The following is an 18,904-nucleotide window of genomic DNA, read 5'->3' on the forward strand; positions in this document are numbered from 1 at the left end:
TCCCCGCTGACTCCCTTTTTTCGAAAACCCAGCCCAGCCGGGACCGCTACCGGTACGTCCACAGCACGGCCCGCATACGACCCAACCCTGTAACCCACCTGCTTTCCCTCCAGTTCTCATCTCAAGGAGCAGCTTTCAATGCCCGAGTCCACCACCAACAACCACGCTCAGGCAGCTCAGAACAACACGAACGGCGTCGAACGAGAAGTGTCGACGCCGAACCTGACAAACGCCGAGTATCTGGCTTGGATTTCGCCGGATCAGATGTATGACCGGGACTGCAATGGCCATCGCCGGCTGTCAAAACGTTTTCTGAAGTGGATATCGGGGCAGCCGCGTCCGCTCACGTGTTCTCACAAGTGGCTGGTGTCACTCGTCGACGATCCCAAAGCGGCCGTGAAAATCAGAACGGAAGCGGCCAACATCGCTGATCGTGACGTGATCCGGAATGCCAAACGGTTGCGAGCCAACTTCGTTATTGAACAGGCCGAACGCGACCTCGCGTGGCTGCAGAAGCAGCGGAAGTGGTATCTGCGGGCACTGCGTTTCATTTCGCCGACGGTCACTCGGTGGGAACAACGGCCCGTCTGTGTCCGCAGCTGGCAAATGGTGCCTCACCTGCTAGCGCTGGTGTTTTGGGTCGTCTTCTTCGTGATGGCCCTGGTGTCAGAACTCAACAATTCCGTCGGTCTGCTGATGACGGCCGGGATGGGGTTTGCGAAGAGCGCGCTGGCAGCCTTGTTTTCCGTCTTCGTCGTCGTCGCAACGCCGTTTGTCAGCCTGAAATTTCTGGACGCCACGCTGCAGGAAGCGGGTCGCCGCACATTTGAATCGGTGTTGAGCATTGTTGCGATCCCCCTGTCGCTCGTCGTGATCATTTTCTTCTCGATGACGATCGGCGGCAGCCACGGGGAGGTCGATCTGTTCGCGGAACGCAGCTCGTGGGTACCGGATTACTGGGTGCTGTACATGTTCGGCATGATGGGGCTGGCCGTGACGGTGCTGATGATCGGCAAATTCCTGAAGAAGACGCTGGAACATTTCTACGACTTCAAATCGTCGCCGAACCCGGTCTGTCAGGCCGCGAAGCAGCAGGTGACGGAGCTCAATGAAGCGATTGAAGGCGTCCACGCCGATCTGTCCGAGGCGAAACGCGTACTGCAGGAACTGTCGAACGAGTGTGCATCATTCGAGAAGCAGTGCTGCGACGACTTCGATCAACTGAAACGGCGGCTGACCGCAGCACGGGCGCAGCTGCTGGATCGCGAATCCACTTCCTGACCCCTCCTTTTTTTGCAGAGGAGACTTGTGATGAAACGCAAACTGAAACTGACGGCGATCGCTGTTGTTGCCGTCATCTGTGGTTGCTCCACAGACACTGAACAGCCGACGCAGCAGATGCCGAACCACGAATGGTTCGTAGTGATTCCCAGTGAGGGCCTGCCGAAAGACGGGCTGATGGAAGTCGGCCGGGAATTCCAGAATCTGATCGGGAAACGGGCCGCACCGGATGATGTGGTGACCCTGATTCGTGCGCCATCGCATGAAACCGTTTGTTCGTTCAGGGTGCCGCAGGGAGATGCGAAACTTCGGCTTCGCGATCCTGCCGTCAAGAGCATTCTGCCGGACATCCGTCACGTGTTCGCTCCGGAAACAGTCAACACGGCCGTCGTGCCGCGTGTGCGGCTGCCCGATCTGGCGGCGGCGATTTCCGCCGGGAAAAAGACGTCGTTTTCGACCCGCGTTGTCATCTTCGGTTCGCCGCTGTACAGCGAACCACGCTACTCCGACCAGAACATGAGGGACGGCCGGTTTCCCAGCGACGGAATGCTGACGGAGGAGTATTCGCCCTTCAATTTGGACGGCAGATATCCGAATGGGACATTGATTTCGTGGTGCGTACTGCAATCCCAATGGGGCCTGCATTCCCAGTACGAAGATGAGGTGACGCGGTTCAACCGGCTGCTGTTGCAGCGGCAAAACGCAACGCTGGTCCGGGTTTCGAGCGACGTCGGCATGGCTTTCGTTTTTGAGAACCCGCAGTTCACGGATACGGTGGAACTCCGTGATGAACCTGCCGTGATGAAGACGTTCAACGTCGTCGCCAAGCCGGCTGTGCAGCAAACCGCGTCACGATCCAATGAAAGTGCGGATGCCGAAGCGGTCCTGTCGGCGGCTGAGCAGGACATCGGAACGATCGCGCTCGCCATTGAGTGGACAAGCCAGGACGGAGACTGCGACCTCGACCTGTGGACGGAGTCTGCGGGCCACCGGGAAAAGATGTGCTATTCCCACAAGAAGACGGCATTCGGGGAACTGTACCGGGACGTGCTGCACTCCAGTCATTCCATCAGCAATCCGGACGCCGACTACCGGAGCATGGAATGGCAAACGATCAACCATAACCGACTGGAGGACCTGACGGTCTGGATCAACGTGTACCGGTCTTCGCAGCCGGCGGTTGTGCGAGTCATTCTGGTTTACAACGGAGAACGGAAGGACAAGACGATCGAGATCCTGCCGTCAGTGGCATGGAACAAACTCGATCTGCGGGCGTTCTGACATCCCGTCTTCAGTTCTTGTCCTTCATTGCCCGGACTGTCTGAGCCGTGAGCATCGCCATACCGGCGGTGCTGCGGTTCGGATGCCGTTCACCGATGAACCACCCAGTGAACGCAGTCTGCGGGCCGAACGCAATTCATTCCTCACTGTTTCCATTCATCGTTCAAGGGAGTTTCGAAATGCAACCGTCCACTGAACACAAGCGGTCACAGAGTTTTCGGCCGCCGATCCTGAGTGCCGCGATGGCGGCGGGACTTGGTTACCTGGCGTACTACCTGCACGGGCTGGGCCGGCAGACCGGCGTGGAATGGGCGTTGCCCGCGTGCCTGATTGTTGGACTTATCGCGGTAAGAACGGCGATCCGCGGTCTCGACGATCAGGGGAAGATTCATGATGAGCGGGCAAAGCACCACGGGTTCAAAGAATCCGCCAAGCGGCACGGGGATGCAGGTTTGCAACCCCCGCAAGAAATCCCGCGAAGGAGGATGTTCGCGAAAAAGGGCATCTTCCTTGGATCGCAGCGTGTCGGGCGGTTTCGTCATCGCGACCTGCGGTATGACGGCGATTGCTGTGTGAATGTCTGCGGGCCTCCCGGCTGCATGAAATCGATGTGCATCGCGGTGCCGACTTTACTGACCGATCTGGGTCACTCGCGAATCGTCAACGACCCGTCAGGAATTGTACTGTCTGACGCATAAGTTTCTCCGGCGTCATCACAACGTCGTGACGATCTGTCCGTGGGCGTCGAAACATCGGAGCGATTGGGGCGTTCCGATTGTCGATGCGGGCTTCGATCTGTTCTGGGACTTCGATCCGCAGGCACCGGCGAGTTCCATACGCGGCTTCATGCAGCGGAAAATGGAACTGCTGATTCCCGGCAAACCGCCGACCGCGATGGATGAGAAGAGTCTGTTCTTCCGTAACAGGGGCCGCGACCTCACGGAATTCTTCCCGCTCTATGCAGCGTCACACGGAAGAAAGCCAACGCTGGCCATGATGCGATCGATGCTTATGGAAGGTCGGGCCGCTCTTGAAGAACGCTGATCGAAGCGACGCACTCCGACGCGTTTGGCGGCGTGCTGGCCGAAACCGCCCATAGTCTGCTGGGCACACTGCAGCGAGCTCCGGAACAATTTGCGGGTTATCTGAGGGTCGCGGAGATCCTTCCTTTCCATCCATGCACGTGGTTCTGAAATGGGCCGGCATTCGGCCAGGGAGGACTACCTTCGATCCGCGAACACTGAAGAATGACGGCCGTCCGGCGACGGTGTTCATCATCTATCCGCGAGACCGGGCGAGAACTCACCAGCAAAGCCTCAATCTGACGATTTGCGAGCATCTTCGAAGCCGTGGCAGCGGATCCGCGGCCCCGACGAGTCACTGCGATTTTGGACGAAGTGGCGAGCTGTGGGTACCTCGGCAATTTTTTAACAACACTTAATGAATATCGGAAATATAACCTAAAGGTAGTCGCTTTTTGGCGGGACCTTCTCGGCGGCCAGTCTGAATCGATCTATACGCGGTCCGGCATGAAGCAGATTGTCGCCGCCGGTGACGTGCTGGTTGTGTGCGGTGCCCGCGAGCCAGAGCACTCGACATGCTGAGCAAAGCCACGGGGAACGCGTGTCGCTCGAAGACGCGTCGCTGACCGACCGCAGCCGGCTCAGTGACGCCATTCCCGATCAGACCGTCAGCCGCTCAACAAGACCCGGCCGCTCATGTATCCGGACGAAATCCGCCGCATGAAGCCGGAAGAACTGCTGATCGTCACATCCAACCTGCCAGTGATCAAGGCGACCAAAGTGCCCTATTGGCAGCGTTCTGAATGGCGTCGCGTCACCGGACGTAACCCGTATTACAACGGCTGAGAAAGCACACGTCGACTTGGGAATCCGTGCCATGCCACAGCAAGGAGCAAGATCATGTATGCCTTCCTTCGATTTGATCCGTCGAACCCGCAGCATCGCTATTGGCGCTGGCTGAAGCGAAAGCTGCGAAACCTGCTGCTGTTCGCGATCGCGTTCATCGTCATGAGTTGGATGGTCGGGATTCCGCACGTGCAGACCACCTATAGCTACATCGAACGGCCGGGCGGCGGAATTCCCAAAGCCGGCGACAAGACGGATGCCTGGTACATCTCCGTGACCGGGTGGCAGTATGTCCGCAACGGCGTGTACTCCGACCGGCTGCCGTTCATTTTGTTCATTCCCTGGAAAGACTGTGTCGACGTGGAACGTCTGCGTGACCGGCTTTCCGAATACCTGTCCTTCAGAAAGCCGAACTGATGCCCAGAGACGTGCCCCTCGCCGTAACCGGTGGTACCGGCGGACCACCCAATCACATGCCGCCGCCGGTAAAGAAGTCGGCCACTCCGCCGCCTCCGCAGGAAACGCTGACACAGAAGTTCAACCGAGCCGCCCGGCCGGCGTCGAACGACGCGATGCCGCCGTCGGTTTACCAGATCGAGATCCTGAAAAAGAAGCTGTCACGGCCGAGTCCGAACCTGTCACCGACGCCCGTCGGAAACTCGCCCGGCAACCACGACCCGGACCGCGATCGAAAGATCATGCACGAAATCAAAGCGATCCAGGCAAAGCTGGATCAGGCGAAGCGGGAGAAGAACGTGGCACAGCAGTTCGGACTGGCCGCCAGCCAGGGCAAAGCCAAAGTGGACTTCAACCGCTCAGCCGGGCTGAAGATGTAGTCGAACAGAACCGTGGTACTGCTGAAGCCGCCGGCTCCGTGTGCTGAAAGCGCCACACCGCGCGGCTTTGGCATCCACAAAGTTTGCGCCGGATTCCTGGATGTGCTACCAATAAAGAAACAGCACAGAGGAGGACCAAATATGACTAAACAGCAACTGCACCAGTTTACCGAAGGCACAACCCGCGAAGTTCCGATGCCCGACGGCACGACTCGCATGGTCACCATGTCGGCCGACATGTGGGAGGAAGCCCACTTCATCAAAGTCATGGACGGCATCACGCTATTGGACGTGTCGGGCTACGCGCTGGAAGAAATGGAACTTCAGGGCCTCGACTGGGACGCAGCCTTCCAGTGCATCGTGGCCTACTTCACGAACCGCTGGACGCCATAGAACCAAAGAACCGAATTCGCGCCGCTTTGTGGATCGATATCGCAGGGCGGCGCGAGTTTCTCCGCCCCCTGCCCTGCTTTCTTTCCCACCCGTTTCGATCAATTCCGCCATAGCCACAGGATTGAAACCATGAACGCAGTTAAAGAAGCCCTTGAAGCGATTGAACGCCAGCTTACTCCGATTGACGCTCAGTGTGCCGAACTGAAAGCGAGGCTGGCCGAGCTGCAGCAGACCAAAGAACAACTCGAAGCGGCGCGGGCCGCTTTGAACGGAACGCAAAAGCCCGGCGGCAAAGCCAAACGCAAAGCGGCGAAGCCCTGTGCCCGCAAGAACGACGTAATAGCCGCCTGCAAAGACATCCTGTCGGAAAACGGCCCGCTGTCCAAAGACGATCTCGAAGGACTGGTCGCCAGCCGATTGGGCGACGATCAGAACTTCAGCCTGAGCGGCTTTACCCTCCGCTTCAAAGAAGCGCTGCAAAGCGAACTGTTCCACGTCGAGCCGGACGGAGTTGTTTCCATTGCCCGTTCTATTCCAACAGCAGCGACGCCGGATAGGTCAACAGCAGCCGTGTCAGCGTCGGGTCAATTGGCTGTGGATGAATCCCATTCGCGCCGCCGAAGCCATTGATCGGCCGGCGCGTTTCCGGCACGCTGATTCAGCCTATGGCTCTGCATAGGAGACAAGCCTGAAACAACTTCTGAAATTCGTACCTCGGCCCGTTTTCGGGTCATTTCCACGTCACTGAACCGTCCTGATTCACCATGCTCACCGCGACGCAAGCCACCAGCATCCCCGGCACGAAGAAATACTTCGAGAACCTCGTGCGTGGCGATTACTACCTCGGCCAACGCGTTGTCGCTCAATGGCGGGGTCTGGCTGCGGATCGTCTTGGTCTCGGCGATCTCGCGGAAGTTACCAAAGCCCATTTCGTGGCCCTGCTGGAAGGCAATCATCCCTTCACCGGAAAGAAACTGACGCAAAGAAACCGCAGCGACCGCCGTCCCGGAGTAGACCTGACGTTCGCCCCTCCCAAGAGCGTGTCTCTGTTGTGGGCCATCACGAAAGACGAAGCCGTGCTTGAAACGTTTCGGGAAGCCGTCCACGAAACCATGACTCGCGATGTGGAGCCGCTGATGCATCGACGCGTGCGGCAGGGGGAGCACGCGGGCACAAAGCAGAGAACTCAAACCGGCAACCTGATCTATGCCGGCTTCGAACACAAGACGGGCCGGCCCGTCGATGGTGTTGTCGATCCCCACGTCCATATGCACTGCTTCATCATCAATACCACCGAACACGACGGCCGGTTCTATGCGGGCGAGTTTGAAGAAATCATCCGGCAGCGAAAGGCCCTGCAGGCCCGCTTCGAAGCCCGGCTAGCGTCGAAGCTGGATGCACTCGGCTACCCGGTCGAGAAGGTTCGCTTCTTCCAGAGCAACAAGATCAAGTCCGGCTGGGAGATCGCCGGTATCGAACGTTCAACGATCGAAGGATTCAGTTCCCGCACGGTACAGATTGAAGATCACGCCCGAAAGCACGGCATCACCGACGCCGCCGAGAAAGGAAAGCTGGGCAAAGCCACGCGGGAACGCAAGCAGGACAACATCGGGCTGGAAACTCTGCACCAGCAGTGGTTCGATCGGCTGACGGACGACGAGAAAGCCGTCTTCGCCCGGTTGAAGCAGCGGGAACAGCCGTCGCAACAGCAGGCGATGACGGCCGATGAAGCGATCAGGTTCGCTCTGGACCATCATCTCTATTCGCAGTCGACGGTCGAACGGCATCAGGTTGTCGGGACCGCCCTGGAACACGGCCTGAAGCTGCTTCCGGAAGACGCGGACGCGGCGTTAGACCGTTGCGACGCCATCCAGCGAACGAAAGACGTCGAAGGTGCCAACCGGACCTTCGTCACAACCGCCGACGTTCTGGAAGCGGAACGCCGGCTCATCGCTTTCGGCCGCGACGGTCGCGGCACGCGGCAAGCCCTGGAAACCGGTGAGATCGAGTTCAACCGCGATTGGCTGAACGATCAGCAGAAGCACGCCGTGAAGCACGTGCTGACGTCGCGGGATACTGTCACAGGTGTTACGGGCGGAGCCGGAACCGGCAAGTCGGCGTTGATGGCAGAAGCGGCCGATGCCATCGCCGCACGCGGCCGGAAGGTCTACGCCTTCGCACCCAGCAACGGAGCCAAAGAAGTTTTGCAGGAGAACGGGTTTTCCGACGCTCAGACCGTCGAACACCTGCTTCGCAACACGCAGCTGCAGGCTCAGGTGAAGAACCAGGTGCTGTGGATCGACGAAGCCGGGCTGCTCGATGTGCGATCCATGAACGGCATCTTCACCGTCGCGAAGCAACAGAATTGCCGGATCGTGCTGTCCGGTGATACCCGGCAGCACGCGAGCGTTCGTCGTGGCGAAGCCCTCAGACTGCTCGAACGAGAAGCCGGACTCAACATGGCCCGGATCGAAACCATTCAGCGGCAACAGGGCCGCTACAGGGATGCCGTGGCGATGATCAGCCGCGGCAACGAAGTCATCGACCAGACCACCGGCATGACGGGACTGCTGGCCGGGTACGACATGCTCGACCGGCTGGGAAAGATTAAGGAGATCTCCGGCGAGAATCGCCACGAACAACTGGCCGACCACTATCTGGAAAGTGCGAAGCAGGGTCGTTCGACGCTGATCGTGGCTCCCACGCACTCTGAAGGCAACGCGGTGACCGAGTGCGTCCGTCAGAAACTTCGCGACCGTGGCTCCCTCGACACCAAAGAAACTGCGGTGACGCAACTGCGAAGCCTGAACCTGTCCGATGCGGAAAAGTCTCAGGCGTCCAGCTATCACGGCGACAACCTGATCGTCCAGTTTCACCAGAACTGCAAGGGCGGCTTCGTTCGCGGCCAGCGATACCACGTCGTCCGGTCACAGGACGCCGCCCCGGAACTGCGGCCGGTGGCCGGCGGACCGTCGAAGCCGATTCCGTTCGACGCCCCGGACCGCTTTGAAGTCTATAGCGAAGGCAGCATCCGTCTTTCCGCCGGCGACAAGGTTCGCTTTACGCTCGGCGGCACAGCCACGGACCGAAAGCGTCGGATCAGCAACGGCCGGCTGGACGAAATTAAACGCGTCGACCGTTCCGGCAATCTGGTCCTGGCCAGCGGCATGACGATCGCCGCCGACTATGGCCACCTCGATTTCGGCTACGTCGTGACCAGCCACAGTGCTCAGGGCCACACCCGCGACGTGGCGATCGCCGCGATGGGTTCGGAGTCCCTGCCCGCGATCAACGCCCGGCAGTTTTACGTGACCGTGTCACGCGGCAGCCGCGACGTCGCCATCTACGTCGACGACAAAGCCCGAGTCCGCCGGGCCATCGCCACCGCCGGTCGTCAGATGTCGGCGACGGAACTGATTCAGGAGTCCGTTCCGGTCCGTCAGCAGGTTCCGCAGCAGCAGCGAGTCCAGCGACAACAGCGGGTTCAGCATCAGCAGCGAACTCTGCGGGAACGCATTCGACGCTGGTGGCAGCAACACGGGCCACAACTGCGGCCGACTCGCCGCTTCCGGCATTCGTTCCGTCACGGTCCTTCACCCGGTTTCAGCGGGAGCTAATTCGTCATGTCCAAAACCGAAGAATGGTCCGCCGCCGTCCACTACCTGCCCCAGTCGAATCCCCTGCCGCCGTCTTCAGCGACGGAGGCGTGGCAGAAACTCAATCCCGGCGAACCGGTGCCAATGATGTTCCAGCTCCGGCTGCTCGACGGCCGGATCATCAGCTTTGCCTACGCCGACCTGCGAGAAATCCGCACCCGCGACGCCGGCTTCATCGAACTGGGCCTGTACGGCATGGACCGCTACCGAGTCGGCATCACGGGCCGCAATCTCACGGAACTCACCACCCTGCTGAGCCTCGGCCGCATCCGCCGCCTCGAAGAATCCGACCCCCGAGACCTCACGCGCTCCGAAAACTCCCCAACCATCGACAGCATCACCATCGAAACCCTCCCACCCCCAGCCTGACCCGCCGGGGGCAATGGGAAAACGGATCGTCTGATGGGCAGGATGTCCGAGCAAACGAAATGTCTTTTGGCAACACATCCTGAGATGTGGTCCGGACCGGCCACGGGAAGGTCTGCGGCAATCGCGTTCTGCGAAAGCTGTCAGGCAGTCTGTGACTCCCCAGTGAATGCCGGGGATGGATCTCGTCTGCGTACCGAACGAGGCTCGATATGCTCACCGTCAAGCAAGTTTCAGTGCAGCTCAACCTCTCTGCCGGAGCGGTTTACAAGGCAATCCGAAACGGTGACCTCGAACATCACCGTTTCGGATCAAGCATTCGAATCAGTGAAAGCCAGCTCGTCGATTTTGTCGAGAGCATGCGTGTCAGGTCAGAACCCGAGACGGTTCGCCTGCAGCGATTCAAGCACCTTTAGCCTTGCCAGCCTGTTCCCTCAGAAAGTCCGGATGCCGTGCCAGATGCTGGTAAGTCCGGGCAATCATGGAAACGTCCGAGTGTCCCATCAATGCGGCAAGACTGATGGAGTCAACGCCGTTCTTCAACCCCTCGGTCGCGAACGAATGTCTGATTCCGTAGGCACAGAGCACCGGCATCCCGACTTTCTTCTTTAGCCGATTCAGCCGGCATTTCACTGCGTCTTTCGTCCAGGGCCGCCCTCGAGTGTTGAGAAACACGCTTCCCGTGGGATTCGCAGTACACAGCGGCCTTACCAGTTCCAGTGCTGTGTCATTAAGAAAGAGCACCCTCGGATGTTTTTTGCCCTTGGCTTCACTTGGTGGAAAGACGGCAACTCCGTTTCGGAGATCGACATGCCTTGCTTCCAACAGTCTTGCTTCCTGCGGCCGACAACCGGTCTCCCACAGAAACGCCATCAGATTCCGAAACTGCTCGTCTCGGATGCGAGCCATGACCTGCTGCCATTGGTCCGGTGTGTAGACGACTTCGCGTCTCTGGCGAGGTGGTTTGTCCTCCAGACAGGCGATCGGATTGCGGTCGAGTCTCCCCTGCCTGACTGCCCAGTTGAACGGACGCTGTGCGATGGAAATCGCGTCGTTGCGAGTCGTGTCGGACCAGTCCGGATGATCGTCCATCCACTTGGTGACGTGGTGGGGCCGGAGTTTTGCAATGGCGAGCCGCGTGCCGACACACTTGATGAAAGACCGCAGGTACAGGCGATTGTTCCGGTAAGTACCCTGCGAACGCCGCGTCAAACACCACTCAAGGTAGGTGTCGAAGAGCTGTGCCACGGTCGCGAGCTGCTCCGCGACACAATCTTGCTTCGCCATCAATTCGTGGTATTTCTCCCAGGCGAGTTTCTTGTCTCGCCCGAGGTTGATCTGGCGTCTGCCGATCTGGACGTACCACGACTTCGTGAATCTACGGAAAAACGGCTTTGGCTGTTTCATAACGAACTCTCCAATCCAGGGAACCTGTGAAGGCGGACTGAAAGGTTCGCTTGGCCTCACCTGCTGCACTGCAATGCACAGGTGAGGCTCTTTTCTCTGCAATCAACTCTGCAATTCAAAGCCGGAGCATCGCAAGCCGGAACACGCGATTGTCGTAAATGCACGTTTCGAGCCGACTTGCGGAATGGACGATACTGGACTCGAACCAGTGACCTCCACGATGTCAACGTGGCGCTCTAACCAAACTGAGCTAATCGTCCGGTCGACGGAAAGTTACTGATACCGACCCCCGATTTCAATTGCGGTTGAGGCGAAATTCCCGGCGGCTGGTACGACGATCATCTCCGTGGCGGGCAAATCGTCGGGCGGGCACGGTTTTCTGCTTTTCGTGTGACCGCTAAATTGCCGCACGGCTTCCGCTCGTTGTCACCCGAAGCGCGGGTCTGCGGTGGAATACTGACACGTGACGTCTGCAGGGAGTTCGCTGCATGCTGGCAGGACAGTTTACGTCGGCAAGAACGGTGGATTTTGTCGATATCGAGGAACCGCGGTTGCCGCCGGTCGCCGGTGCGGGAAATGGACGGAGCGACGATCCGATGATTGTCTTCCAGCCGGAACTGACGTGTCTGTGCGGTTCCGATCTGCCATTCTTCGACGGAGACTTCGAGGGCCACACGATTGAATATCCGCAGCCGCCCGGAATGTCGCTGCACGAAATGGTGGGTACCGTGGTGGATACCAACGGCAGCCGCTGGAAGCCGGGTACTCGGGTGCTGGCGGTTCCGGTGGGACAGCGCGGATTGTACGAGCGATACGTCTTGTCGGAGCGTCGCGCGGTGGCGTTGGATGAGCGGCTTAGTGACGAAATCGCGCTGATGGCGCAACCGTTTGGTACCGTCGTGTGGGCTCTGAAGAAGCTGCCGAACATGATCGATCGCGACGTTGCCGTGCTGGGAGCCGGTCCGATCGGACAGATGTTCGTAGCCGGTTTGCGAAATCTGGGAGCGCGGCGAATCATCGCGATCGATCCCGTCGCCGATCGGGCGGATTTCGGCCGGAAGATGGGCGCGACCGATGTGGTCGCGTCGCGGGGCCGGGATGCGGTTGAGCAGGTGCGCGGGATTCTGGACGGAGGATTGCCCGATGTTGTGGTCGAGGCCGTTGGACATAAGGCTCAGGCATTTGACGATGCCGTCGCGCTGACGAAGGAGCACGGTGATGTACTGTTCTTTGGTGTCCCGCCGGCGACCGTCAACGGTATTGATCTGAAGGCAGCGATGCTGAAGAACCTGAGAATTCTGACCAGCCTGCATCCGGATTTCGAACGAACATTCCCGCTGGCGATGCAGTGGCTGGCCGAAGGGCGAGTCGACCTTTCTCCACTGTTGACTCACCGGTTCCCGTTGCAGGAACTGCAGCAGGCGTTCGATTTATTTCGAGATCGGCGCGATGGAGCATTGAAGGTGCTGGTGGAGTTTCCGGCATGGCAGGGACGCTCGGCGCCCCGCTAGCACCCGAATTCTGTTCGAGCGAAAGGGAGTCGGCGTGTGGGAGATTCCCGACAACATCGACGAAGCCTCCGCAAACAACATCGTAGACGCCGCGCTTCGGAAGCGGGACAAGCCATCTACACATGCAGACGGTGCTCTTCACTCGGGTTCGACGCCTTTCGTCACGACGACATTTCCCGGCGTGCCTGAGGCTGTATTTCGGCAGTGGCTCGGGCATCGGCTGGTGTTCTGGCCTGACGGAATCTGCTGGCTGAAACGAGTGGCGGTGATTTCTTCGCGGCTCGGACTGCGGCACGACCGATTTCGCTGGTGGTATGATCTTCTGAGAACCGCGGTCCTGCGAACTCGCGAAGGTGAGTGCCTGTGCGTTGCGTCGGGAACGACCGCATTCGCGGCCACTTGCCGCGCGGCCGAACTGTTCGATGTGCCTCTGCTGCGACTGGAGGTGCCTTCGAATTCGAACGACGAGTGTTCGCACCGGGAATTGGCGAAGTGGCTGTTGCGATCGATTGGCAAGCATCGGTCGGCGGACAACCAGACAGATGCTGCCTGTCGCGGCGAACGCGATCCAGGAAATCACGGCTGGCGGGCTGTCATTTCGCCGTGTCTGACGGGAACCACCGATTCGGATTCGTGCCTGGTATCTCAGAACGGCGTTTCCGCGGAGCGTGAGCATCCAGGAATAGCGGCGGGGGCTGTCGGCGATCGGGCTCTGGTACTGGCGGGGCAGCGGACCGTCGTCGTGTCATGCCGAGCAGGCGGCAACATCGAACAACTCCTGCAACGTAAGCTCTGCGCACAACCGGACGACGGTACGGTGACGCTGATGGCTTCCTCGCCCGGCGTGCCTTCATCCGTATCAAAGTCTCTGGTCGAACAGGGAGCCGTCCCCTGGATTGTCAGCGGGCTGACGGTGCCGGCGGCGACCTTTGATGTCGCTCCGCCGGATGCAAAGCCCGCGAAGGCTGCGAAAACTTGCACACAAAGCGATGGTCCGCTGGAACAGCCGGATCAGTGGCTCGCGCACTGGACCCGGCCGGGTTTCGGCCCGTGGCCCGACCAGAACGAAGAGGATTACCTGGACGAGCTGATCCTTGGCTGCGACAGCTCGAACCGGTCGGCCCTTGCGGCACTGCTGCGAATCGCTTCGACCGGCAAACTGGCGGCGTCTCGACATTCCGTGCGCGGCACCGCGGACGTTGTGTCCTTCACAGCCGTTCCGCTGACGGAGTTTCGACAGCGACGCGTCTTTCGAAGGCACCGTCATCGCTTTGATTTCGAACCGTGCGGTGTCGCCGTCCGGCGGACCGCACTGCGAGAACTCGGCGCTCGGCCGGTGATCTACGGTGACGAGTCGCAAAGGCTGGAACTCGCGGAGTCGCAGCAGGTGTTCTTTCAGCCTGCTTCAAATCGCTCCGGTTCGATTCACTGGAGCGATGAGCGCGAGTGGCGGCTTGTCGGATCGCTGAACCTGCGGCAACTCGCGCAGGATGACGTCTGCCTGTTTGTTGACACACGACGCCAGGCGGCATTGTTTTCGGAGTTCCCGTGGCACGTCGTTGTGTGTCCGGATTGACCTGCGCCGGTGAGCGGGCGTTCGTAATCCGCTGTTCGCTGATGTGGCGAAGCACGGGATGCCCGCTTGCGGTTGGTCACACGAGCCGCCAGGGTATGCACCCTCCGGGGCAATTCCGGTTCCGCATTCAGTCAGCGGTCTGTTCCGCGACGAGCCCTGCAGTTTCGGAATCGCGGTAACGATGGTCGTTGCCAGGGAGTTCCCGTTCTTGAAGTTTCCTCAGGAAAATGGCTGACTCGGACGGACAATCTGTCAGCAACAGTTCCATGCACTCGGTGAAAGACGCGACCGACGCCGCGCCGAGTCAGGATGCCGGTGAGCTGCGCGAGTCTCGCAATCTGGCGGTGCTGATTGCTCAACAGATGCTGTTCCGGACGGGATGGATCTTCAAGACGGAGAGCGTCATCATGCCCGCGTTTCTGGACAGCATTACGCCGCACGGCTGGATTCGCGGAATGCTGCCGCCGCTGAATCGGTTCGGGCAGTCGATCACTCCGCTGCTGCTGTCAGACAGAATCAGCGAAGCGCCGCGGAAGGCTCGCTGGGTAACGCTGACCCTGCTGATGATGAGCCTGCCGTTTCTGCTGCTGGGCGCGTCACTGCTGATCGTCGACGGCGACCGGCCAACGTGGTATCCGGCGTTTTTTCTGGCCGCTTACGGAGCGTTCTTCTGCATTCACGGCGTCAATCAGGCGACGTACAGCACGATCATCGGCAAGCTCGTTCAGCCGGATCGCCGTGGCCGGTTGATCGCACTGGCCGGAACAGCAGGATCGGTACTGGCTGTGACGACAGCGTGGCTCCTGATGAAACCGTGGACCGAACACCAGCCGCCGCATTTCAGTCGGATCTTTCTGTTCACCGGGACGATGTTCTGTTTCGCTGCGCTGTTGGCGTGTCTTCTGCAGGAAACACCTGATTTCGTTAAGCCACAAGCGGTACGGCGCCGTCACCTGCGGGATTCCGTTGTCCGGCTGCGGGTTGATCCGACACTGCGGCGACTGTGCCTGGCGGCGGCCCTCTTCGTGTGCTCACAATTGTTGTTCCCGCACTATCAGCGGCTGGGACGGCAGCAGGCCGGCTATCGCGGCGACATGCTGATGATCTGGGTGATTGCCCAGAATCTGGGAGCAGCGGCGTTCAGTTGGGTCAGCGGCCGACTGGCAGACAGTCGCGGAACTCGCAGCGCGCTGCGGTGCCTGTTCTTTTCGGCCGTGTTTGCGCCGCTGTTGCCGCTGACGCTGGCGTCTTTGGTGGACGCCGGATACTACTGGATCACGTTCGCGTGGCTGGGAGTCGTCCCGGTGACGTTTCGAATGCAGATGAACTACGTTCTGGAAATCACGGAGCGAGTCAACCACCCGATCTACGTCAGTACGGTGGTGCTGTGCATGGCACCGCCGATCGTGCTGTCTCCGCTGATCGGTGAACTGGTGGAACGAATCGGCTACGCAATTCCGTTCTGCGGAATATCGTTTCTCGTATTCACCGGCTGGCTGCTGACGCTGACAATGGTCGAACCGCGGCACGGATCATTCTCGTAAGTTTGACCGCTCCTTCGAGTCACGGAACGGACGAACGGAACTCTTCATGTCCATCTCCCGCCACTTCATTGACTGGAATCGGCCGGTGCTGCCCGCAGCGGCGGAGTATTTGATTCAGAAGTACGCCGTCGGCGACGAACTGGATCTGAGCGGTGTCGTGGCAGTGTTTACCGGGCGCCGAGCCGCGCGGAGGATGCTGGAGATTCTGGTGGAACAGTGCGAAGACCGGTGGCCCGCGTTTCGCCCGCCGAAAATGGTGACGTTTCAAAAGCTGCCGGAGATGCTGTATCAGCAGAAACGACAGCTCGCCGACGATCTGACTCAGTTGCTCGTCTGGAAAAAGGCTCTCAGTTCGATTCCTTCAAGAGAACTGCACGCTGCCCTGCCCGCCATCCCCGACGACGAAACAGTCACAGCGTGGCTGGCGCTGTGTGAGTCGCTTCGCAAGCAGCACGTCGAGCTGGCGGCGGACGGCATGGAGTTCGACGAAGTGTTTGCTCAGCTCTCGCAGATGGGCAATCACTCCGAAGCGGATCGCTGGAAGGCGCTGCGGCGGATTCAGGCTGAATACCTGACTCAGATGGACGACCTGCAGTTGTGGGACCGCCAGGCGGCTCGACTGGTTGCCGTGGAAATGCACGAATGTGCGGCGGCTTTCGATGTCGTGCTGATCGGCACTGTGGACATGAACCGGATCGTGAAACAGATGCTGGCTCAGGTGGCTGATCGCGTCACAGCGCTGATCCACGCACCGGATTCCGAAGCGGATGCGTTCGACGACTTTGGCTGTCTGAAGCCTGACGCCTGGGAACATCGCAGGCTGAATATCCCGCTGGAAGCCACACGGATCGTTGACAGGCCCGCCGAGCAGGCTGCGGCAGTCGTCAGCGAACTTTCCGCGAAGGACCGAATCCGGCGAGCCGATGATGTTGTGGTCGGCGTTGCGAATGAGGCGCTCGTCCCGGTGATCCTGCAGGGACTGGCCGACGCCGGAGTTTCGGGACGCTGGCCGGTCGGCAGCGAGGTCGGTTCCAGCCGGCCCTGGCGACTGCTCGACGCAATCGCTGCGCACCTGGCGACGGCTCGCGGAGGTCTGCCGCCGGACTTCGCAACGATGGCCGAACTGTTGCGACATCCCGACATGGATCCGTGGATCAGCCGTCATCTTGAATCAAGACGTTCCACAGCGTTCGCGACGACCGACTGGCTGGCTCGATTCGACGCGTACCTGGCCGATCATCTTCCGATGACTCCCGGCGTCATTCTCGGGTCCAGGGAAACACGCAACGTAGTCACGGCAATCTGCGGCGCCGTCGATTCGCTGCTGGCGAATCTGCTGCCGATGTCTCAGCGACCGCGCATCAGTCGCAACAGTTCGCCGGCAAAATCTTCCGCAACGAACAAGGGCCGACAGCGGCAGTTGGCGTTTGATGACCAGAATGACGCAGCGGCCGACTCACTGCACAGCCTGCTGGCTCGCAGGCGGCCGTTGTCCGAATGGGCCGACGGCATGCTGCTGTTGGTGGCGGAAATCTATGGCGACTATCAGTACGGCGAATCGACCCACCGTGACGAATCCATCACGGAATGCTGTTCGGCGTTGTCAGAATGCTGTGACGCCCTGCATCGAATCCCCGATGCCGTGATGCCGCGGTGTACGCCAGGCCAGGCGATTCAGCTTCTGTTGCGTCAAATTGAGGATGTCGCCGTTCCTCCGGAAACGGACGATGAGGCCATCGATCTGCTGGGCTGGCTGGAACTTCCCATGGACGACGCTCCGGAATTGATCCTGACCGGATTCAACGAGGGCTTCATTCCCGAATCAATCACGTCCGACGTGTTTCTGCCCAACAGTCTGCGCGTCCGACTCGGGCTGATCGACAACCATCGCCGGTACGCTCGTGACGCGTATGCCCTGACCGCTCTGATGCACAGCCGCGACCGGATCACATTCATCGCGGGCCGCACCGACTCTGATGGCAACCCGCTGACTCCCAGCCGGCTGTGGTTCGCCGTTGAACCACAGGACCTGCCGAAGCGTGTGCGCTGGTTTTACGGTAACGACAACGCGGAAACCCCGTTGAACGAAGCGGCTGCCGTCGATGACAAGTCCCAAGCGCCAAACCCGAATCCGCGCCGGGATGTTCCGGCAACCGACGAAACAACACCGCGCCGCAGCGGGTTTGCCGTGCCGGAACCTCCGGTGATTCCCCCACCGCCGAAGCAGATCGCGGTGACCGCGTTTCGAGACTATCTGGATTGTCCGTACCGATATTTTCTCAGGCACGAACTGCACCTGAAGTCGGTCGACGACGAAACGCGAGAACTCAGCGCCGCGGCATTCGGCAGCCTGATTCATGATGTGCTGAGTGCGTTTGGCAAATCGCAGTTCGTTCATGGCGCGACGGCGGAATCCATCGAACAGTTTCTGCTCGACGAACTCAGGCGACTCGCCCGCCGAAAGTTTGGCCGAAATCGATCCGCAACAATCGCCGTGCAGCTTGAGATGGCCGAAGACCGACTGCGGAAGTTCGCAGCGTGTCAGGCAACCATGGCCGCCGAAGGCTGGAACATTCAGGGCACAGAACTTGATCTGGTGTACCCGGATTTCACCGACTCTAGAGGCCGAAAAGTTTCTCTGAAGGGGCGAGTCGACCGAATTGACCGGCATTCGAAGACCGGCCGCTGGCGCGTGCTCGACTACAAGACCAGCGAAAACGCAAGAAAGCCGGAGGCCACCCATCGGTCGAAGGGTGAATGGGTCGACCTTCAATTGCCGCTGTATCGACTGCTGGTCCGATCACACGACGTCGACGGCGAGATCGAACTCGGGTACATCCACCTTCCCGGCGACCTTTCCGCCGTCGGCCTCAGCATTGCAGACTGGTCCGCCGAGGATCTGGCAGCCGCATACGATGTCGCATCCGCCGTTGCGGCCGACATTGTGGACCTGAAGATCGATCGCGTTGAATTCGGTCGCGATCAGACTGCGACGCAGTATTCCCGCGTGTGCCAGGAAACCGTCATCGATCGCAGTATTCCCTGGCTGACAAACTGGTCCGGACGGCGTCCAGGCGCGGCCGACGTCTGACTTGCTTGCCCGCAAAGTCGAATCGCGCGCCGGAGAATCGAACTCCCTTCCGCCCTATAGAAGCCGACTCGCGCCGGTCTCGCGCCCGAAAAAC

The 18,904-nt window shown here is 59.9% G+C and carries 15 protein-coding genes, 1 tRNA gene and 1 pseudogene; 15 read left to right on the top strand and 2 right to left on the bottom strand.

The genetic code is table 11. The annotated features are described in order from the left end of the window. The first annotated feature begins 138 nt into the window (after positions 1–138). The 11 genes and pseudogenes from R3C19_25585 to R3C19_25635 all read left to right on the top strand — a co-directional run bounded on the left by R3C19_25585 (position 139) and on the right by R3C19_25635 (position 9,684). The gene (locus tag R3C19_25585; GenBank protein ID MEZ6063736.1) at positions 139–1,281 is read left to right on the top strand and encodes a hypothetical protein; all 1,143 of its coding nucleotides are present in this window, start codon (positions 139–141) and stop codon (positions 1,279–1,281) included. A 30-nt stretch (positions 1,282–1,311) separates the two neighbouring features. Then, complete coding sequence (locus tag R3C19_25590; protein MEZ6063737.1) at positions 1,312–2,562, top strand: hypothetical protein; 1,251 nt, start codon at positions 1,312–1,314, stop codon at positions 2,560–2,562. Between the two features lie 179 nt (positions 2,563–2,741). Beyond that, entirely contained in the window at positions 2,742–3,260 is a 519-nt protein-coding gene (locus R3C19_25595; protein ID MEZ6063738.1) for a hypothetical protein, read from the top strand. A 25-nt stretch (positions 3,261–3,285) separates the two neighbouring features. After that, positions 3,286–3,606, top strand: coding sequence for a hypothetical protein (locus tag R3C19_25600; protein ID MEZ6063739.1), 321 nt, complete (start codon positions 3,286–3,288; stop codon positions 3,604–3,606). A 305-nt stretch (positions 3,607–3,911) separates the two neighbouring features. After that, a pseudogene (locus R3C19_25605) lies at positions 3,912–4,430 on the top strand (type IV secretory system conjugative DNA transfer family protein). Positions 4,431–4,484: 54 nt separating this feature from the next. After that, entirely contained in the window at positions 4,485–4,847 is a 363-nt protein-coding gene (locus R3C19_25610) for a hypothetical protein (GenBank protein MEZ6063740.1), read from the top strand. After that, complete coding sequence (locus R3C19_25615) at positions 4,847–5,266, top strand: hypothetical protein (protein ID MEZ6063741.1); 420 nt, start codon at positions 4,847–4,849, stop codon at positions 5,264–5,266. Before R3C19_25610 ends, R3C19_25615 begins: the two co-directional genes overlap by 1 nt. 141 nt (positions 5,267–5,407) lie before the next feature. Beyond that, positions 5,408–5,659: a hypothetical protein gene (locus tag R3C19_25620; protein MEZ6063742.1), complete on the top strand. Its 252-nt coding sequence runs from the start codon at positions 5,408–5,410 to the stop codon at positions 5,657–5,659. Positions 5,660–5,788: 129 nt separating this feature from the next. After that, entirely contained in the window at positions 5,789–6,289 is a 501-nt protein-coding gene (locus tag R3C19_25625) for a hypothetical protein (GenBank protein ID MEZ6063743.1), read from the top strand. Positions 6,290–6,423: 134 nt separating this feature from the next. Continuing rightward, on the top strand, positions 6,424–9,276 hold the full coding sequence (gene mobF / locus R3C19_25630; protein MEZ6063744.1) for a MobF family relaxase: 2,853 nt from the start codon (positions 6,424–6,426) through the stop codon (positions 9,274–9,276). A 6-nt stretch (positions 9,277–9,282) separates the two neighbouring features. Beyond that, positions 9,283–9,684, top strand: a complete 402-nt coding sequence (locus R3C19_25635; protein ID MEZ6063745.1) for a hypothetical protein — start codon at positions 9,283–9,285, stop codon at positions 9,682–9,684. Positions 9,685–10,083: 399 nt separating this feature from the next. Here the strand turns inward: R3C19_25635 and R3C19_25640 are convergent, their stop codons facing one another. Beyond that, positions 10,084–11,088 (bottom strand): site-specific integrase, encoded by a 1,005-nt coding sequence (locus R3C19_25640; GenBank protein MEZ6063746.1) that lies wholly within the window; start codon positions 11,086–11,088, stop codon positions 10,084–10,086. A 185-nt stretch (positions 11,089–11,273) separates the two neighbouring features. Then, positions 11,274–11,348: transfer RNA gene (locus tag R3C19_25645), tRNA-Val, on the bottom strand. A 228-nt stretch (positions 11,349–11,576) separates the two neighbouring features. On the opposite strand from R3C19_25645, the gene R3C19_25650 reads away from it, so the two are divergent. From R3C19_25650 to R3C19_25665, 4 genes are all read left to right on the top strand, one after another. Next, positions 11,577–12,599 carry a zinc-binding dehydrogenase gene (locus R3C19_25650; protein ID MEZ6063747.1) on the top strand — a complete coding sequence of 341 codons (1,023 nt, stop codon included), beginning with the start codon at positions 11,577–11,579 and terminating at the stop codon, positions 12,597–12,599. A 34-nt stretch (positions 12,600–12,633) separates the two neighbouring features. Beyond that, on the top strand, positions 12,634–14,175 hold the full coding sequence (locus R3C19_25655; protein MEZ6063748.1) for a hypothetical protein: 1,542 nt from the start codon (positions 12,634–12,636) through the stop codon (positions 14,173–14,175). A 266-nt stretch (positions 14,176–14,441) separates the two neighbouring features. Then, positions 14,442–15,719 carry an MFS transporter gene (locus R3C19_25660; protein ID MEZ6063749.1) on the top strand — a complete coding sequence of 426 codons (1,278 nt, stop codon included), beginning with the start codon at positions 14,442–14,444 and terminating at the stop codon, positions 15,717–15,719. Between the two features lie 46 nt (positions 15,720–15,765). Beyond that, positions 15,766–18,810, top strand: coding sequence for a PD-(D/E)XK nuclease family protein (locus R3C19_25665; GenBank protein ID MEZ6063750.1), 3,045 nt, complete (start codon positions 15,766–15,768; stop codon positions 18,808–18,810). Positions 18,811–18,904: the final 94 nt, after the last annotated feature.

The organism is Planctomycetaceae bacterium (assembly GCA_041398785.1).
Classification (GTDB): Bacteria; Planctomycetota; Planctomycetia; order Planctomycetales; family Planctomycetaceae; genus JAWKUA01.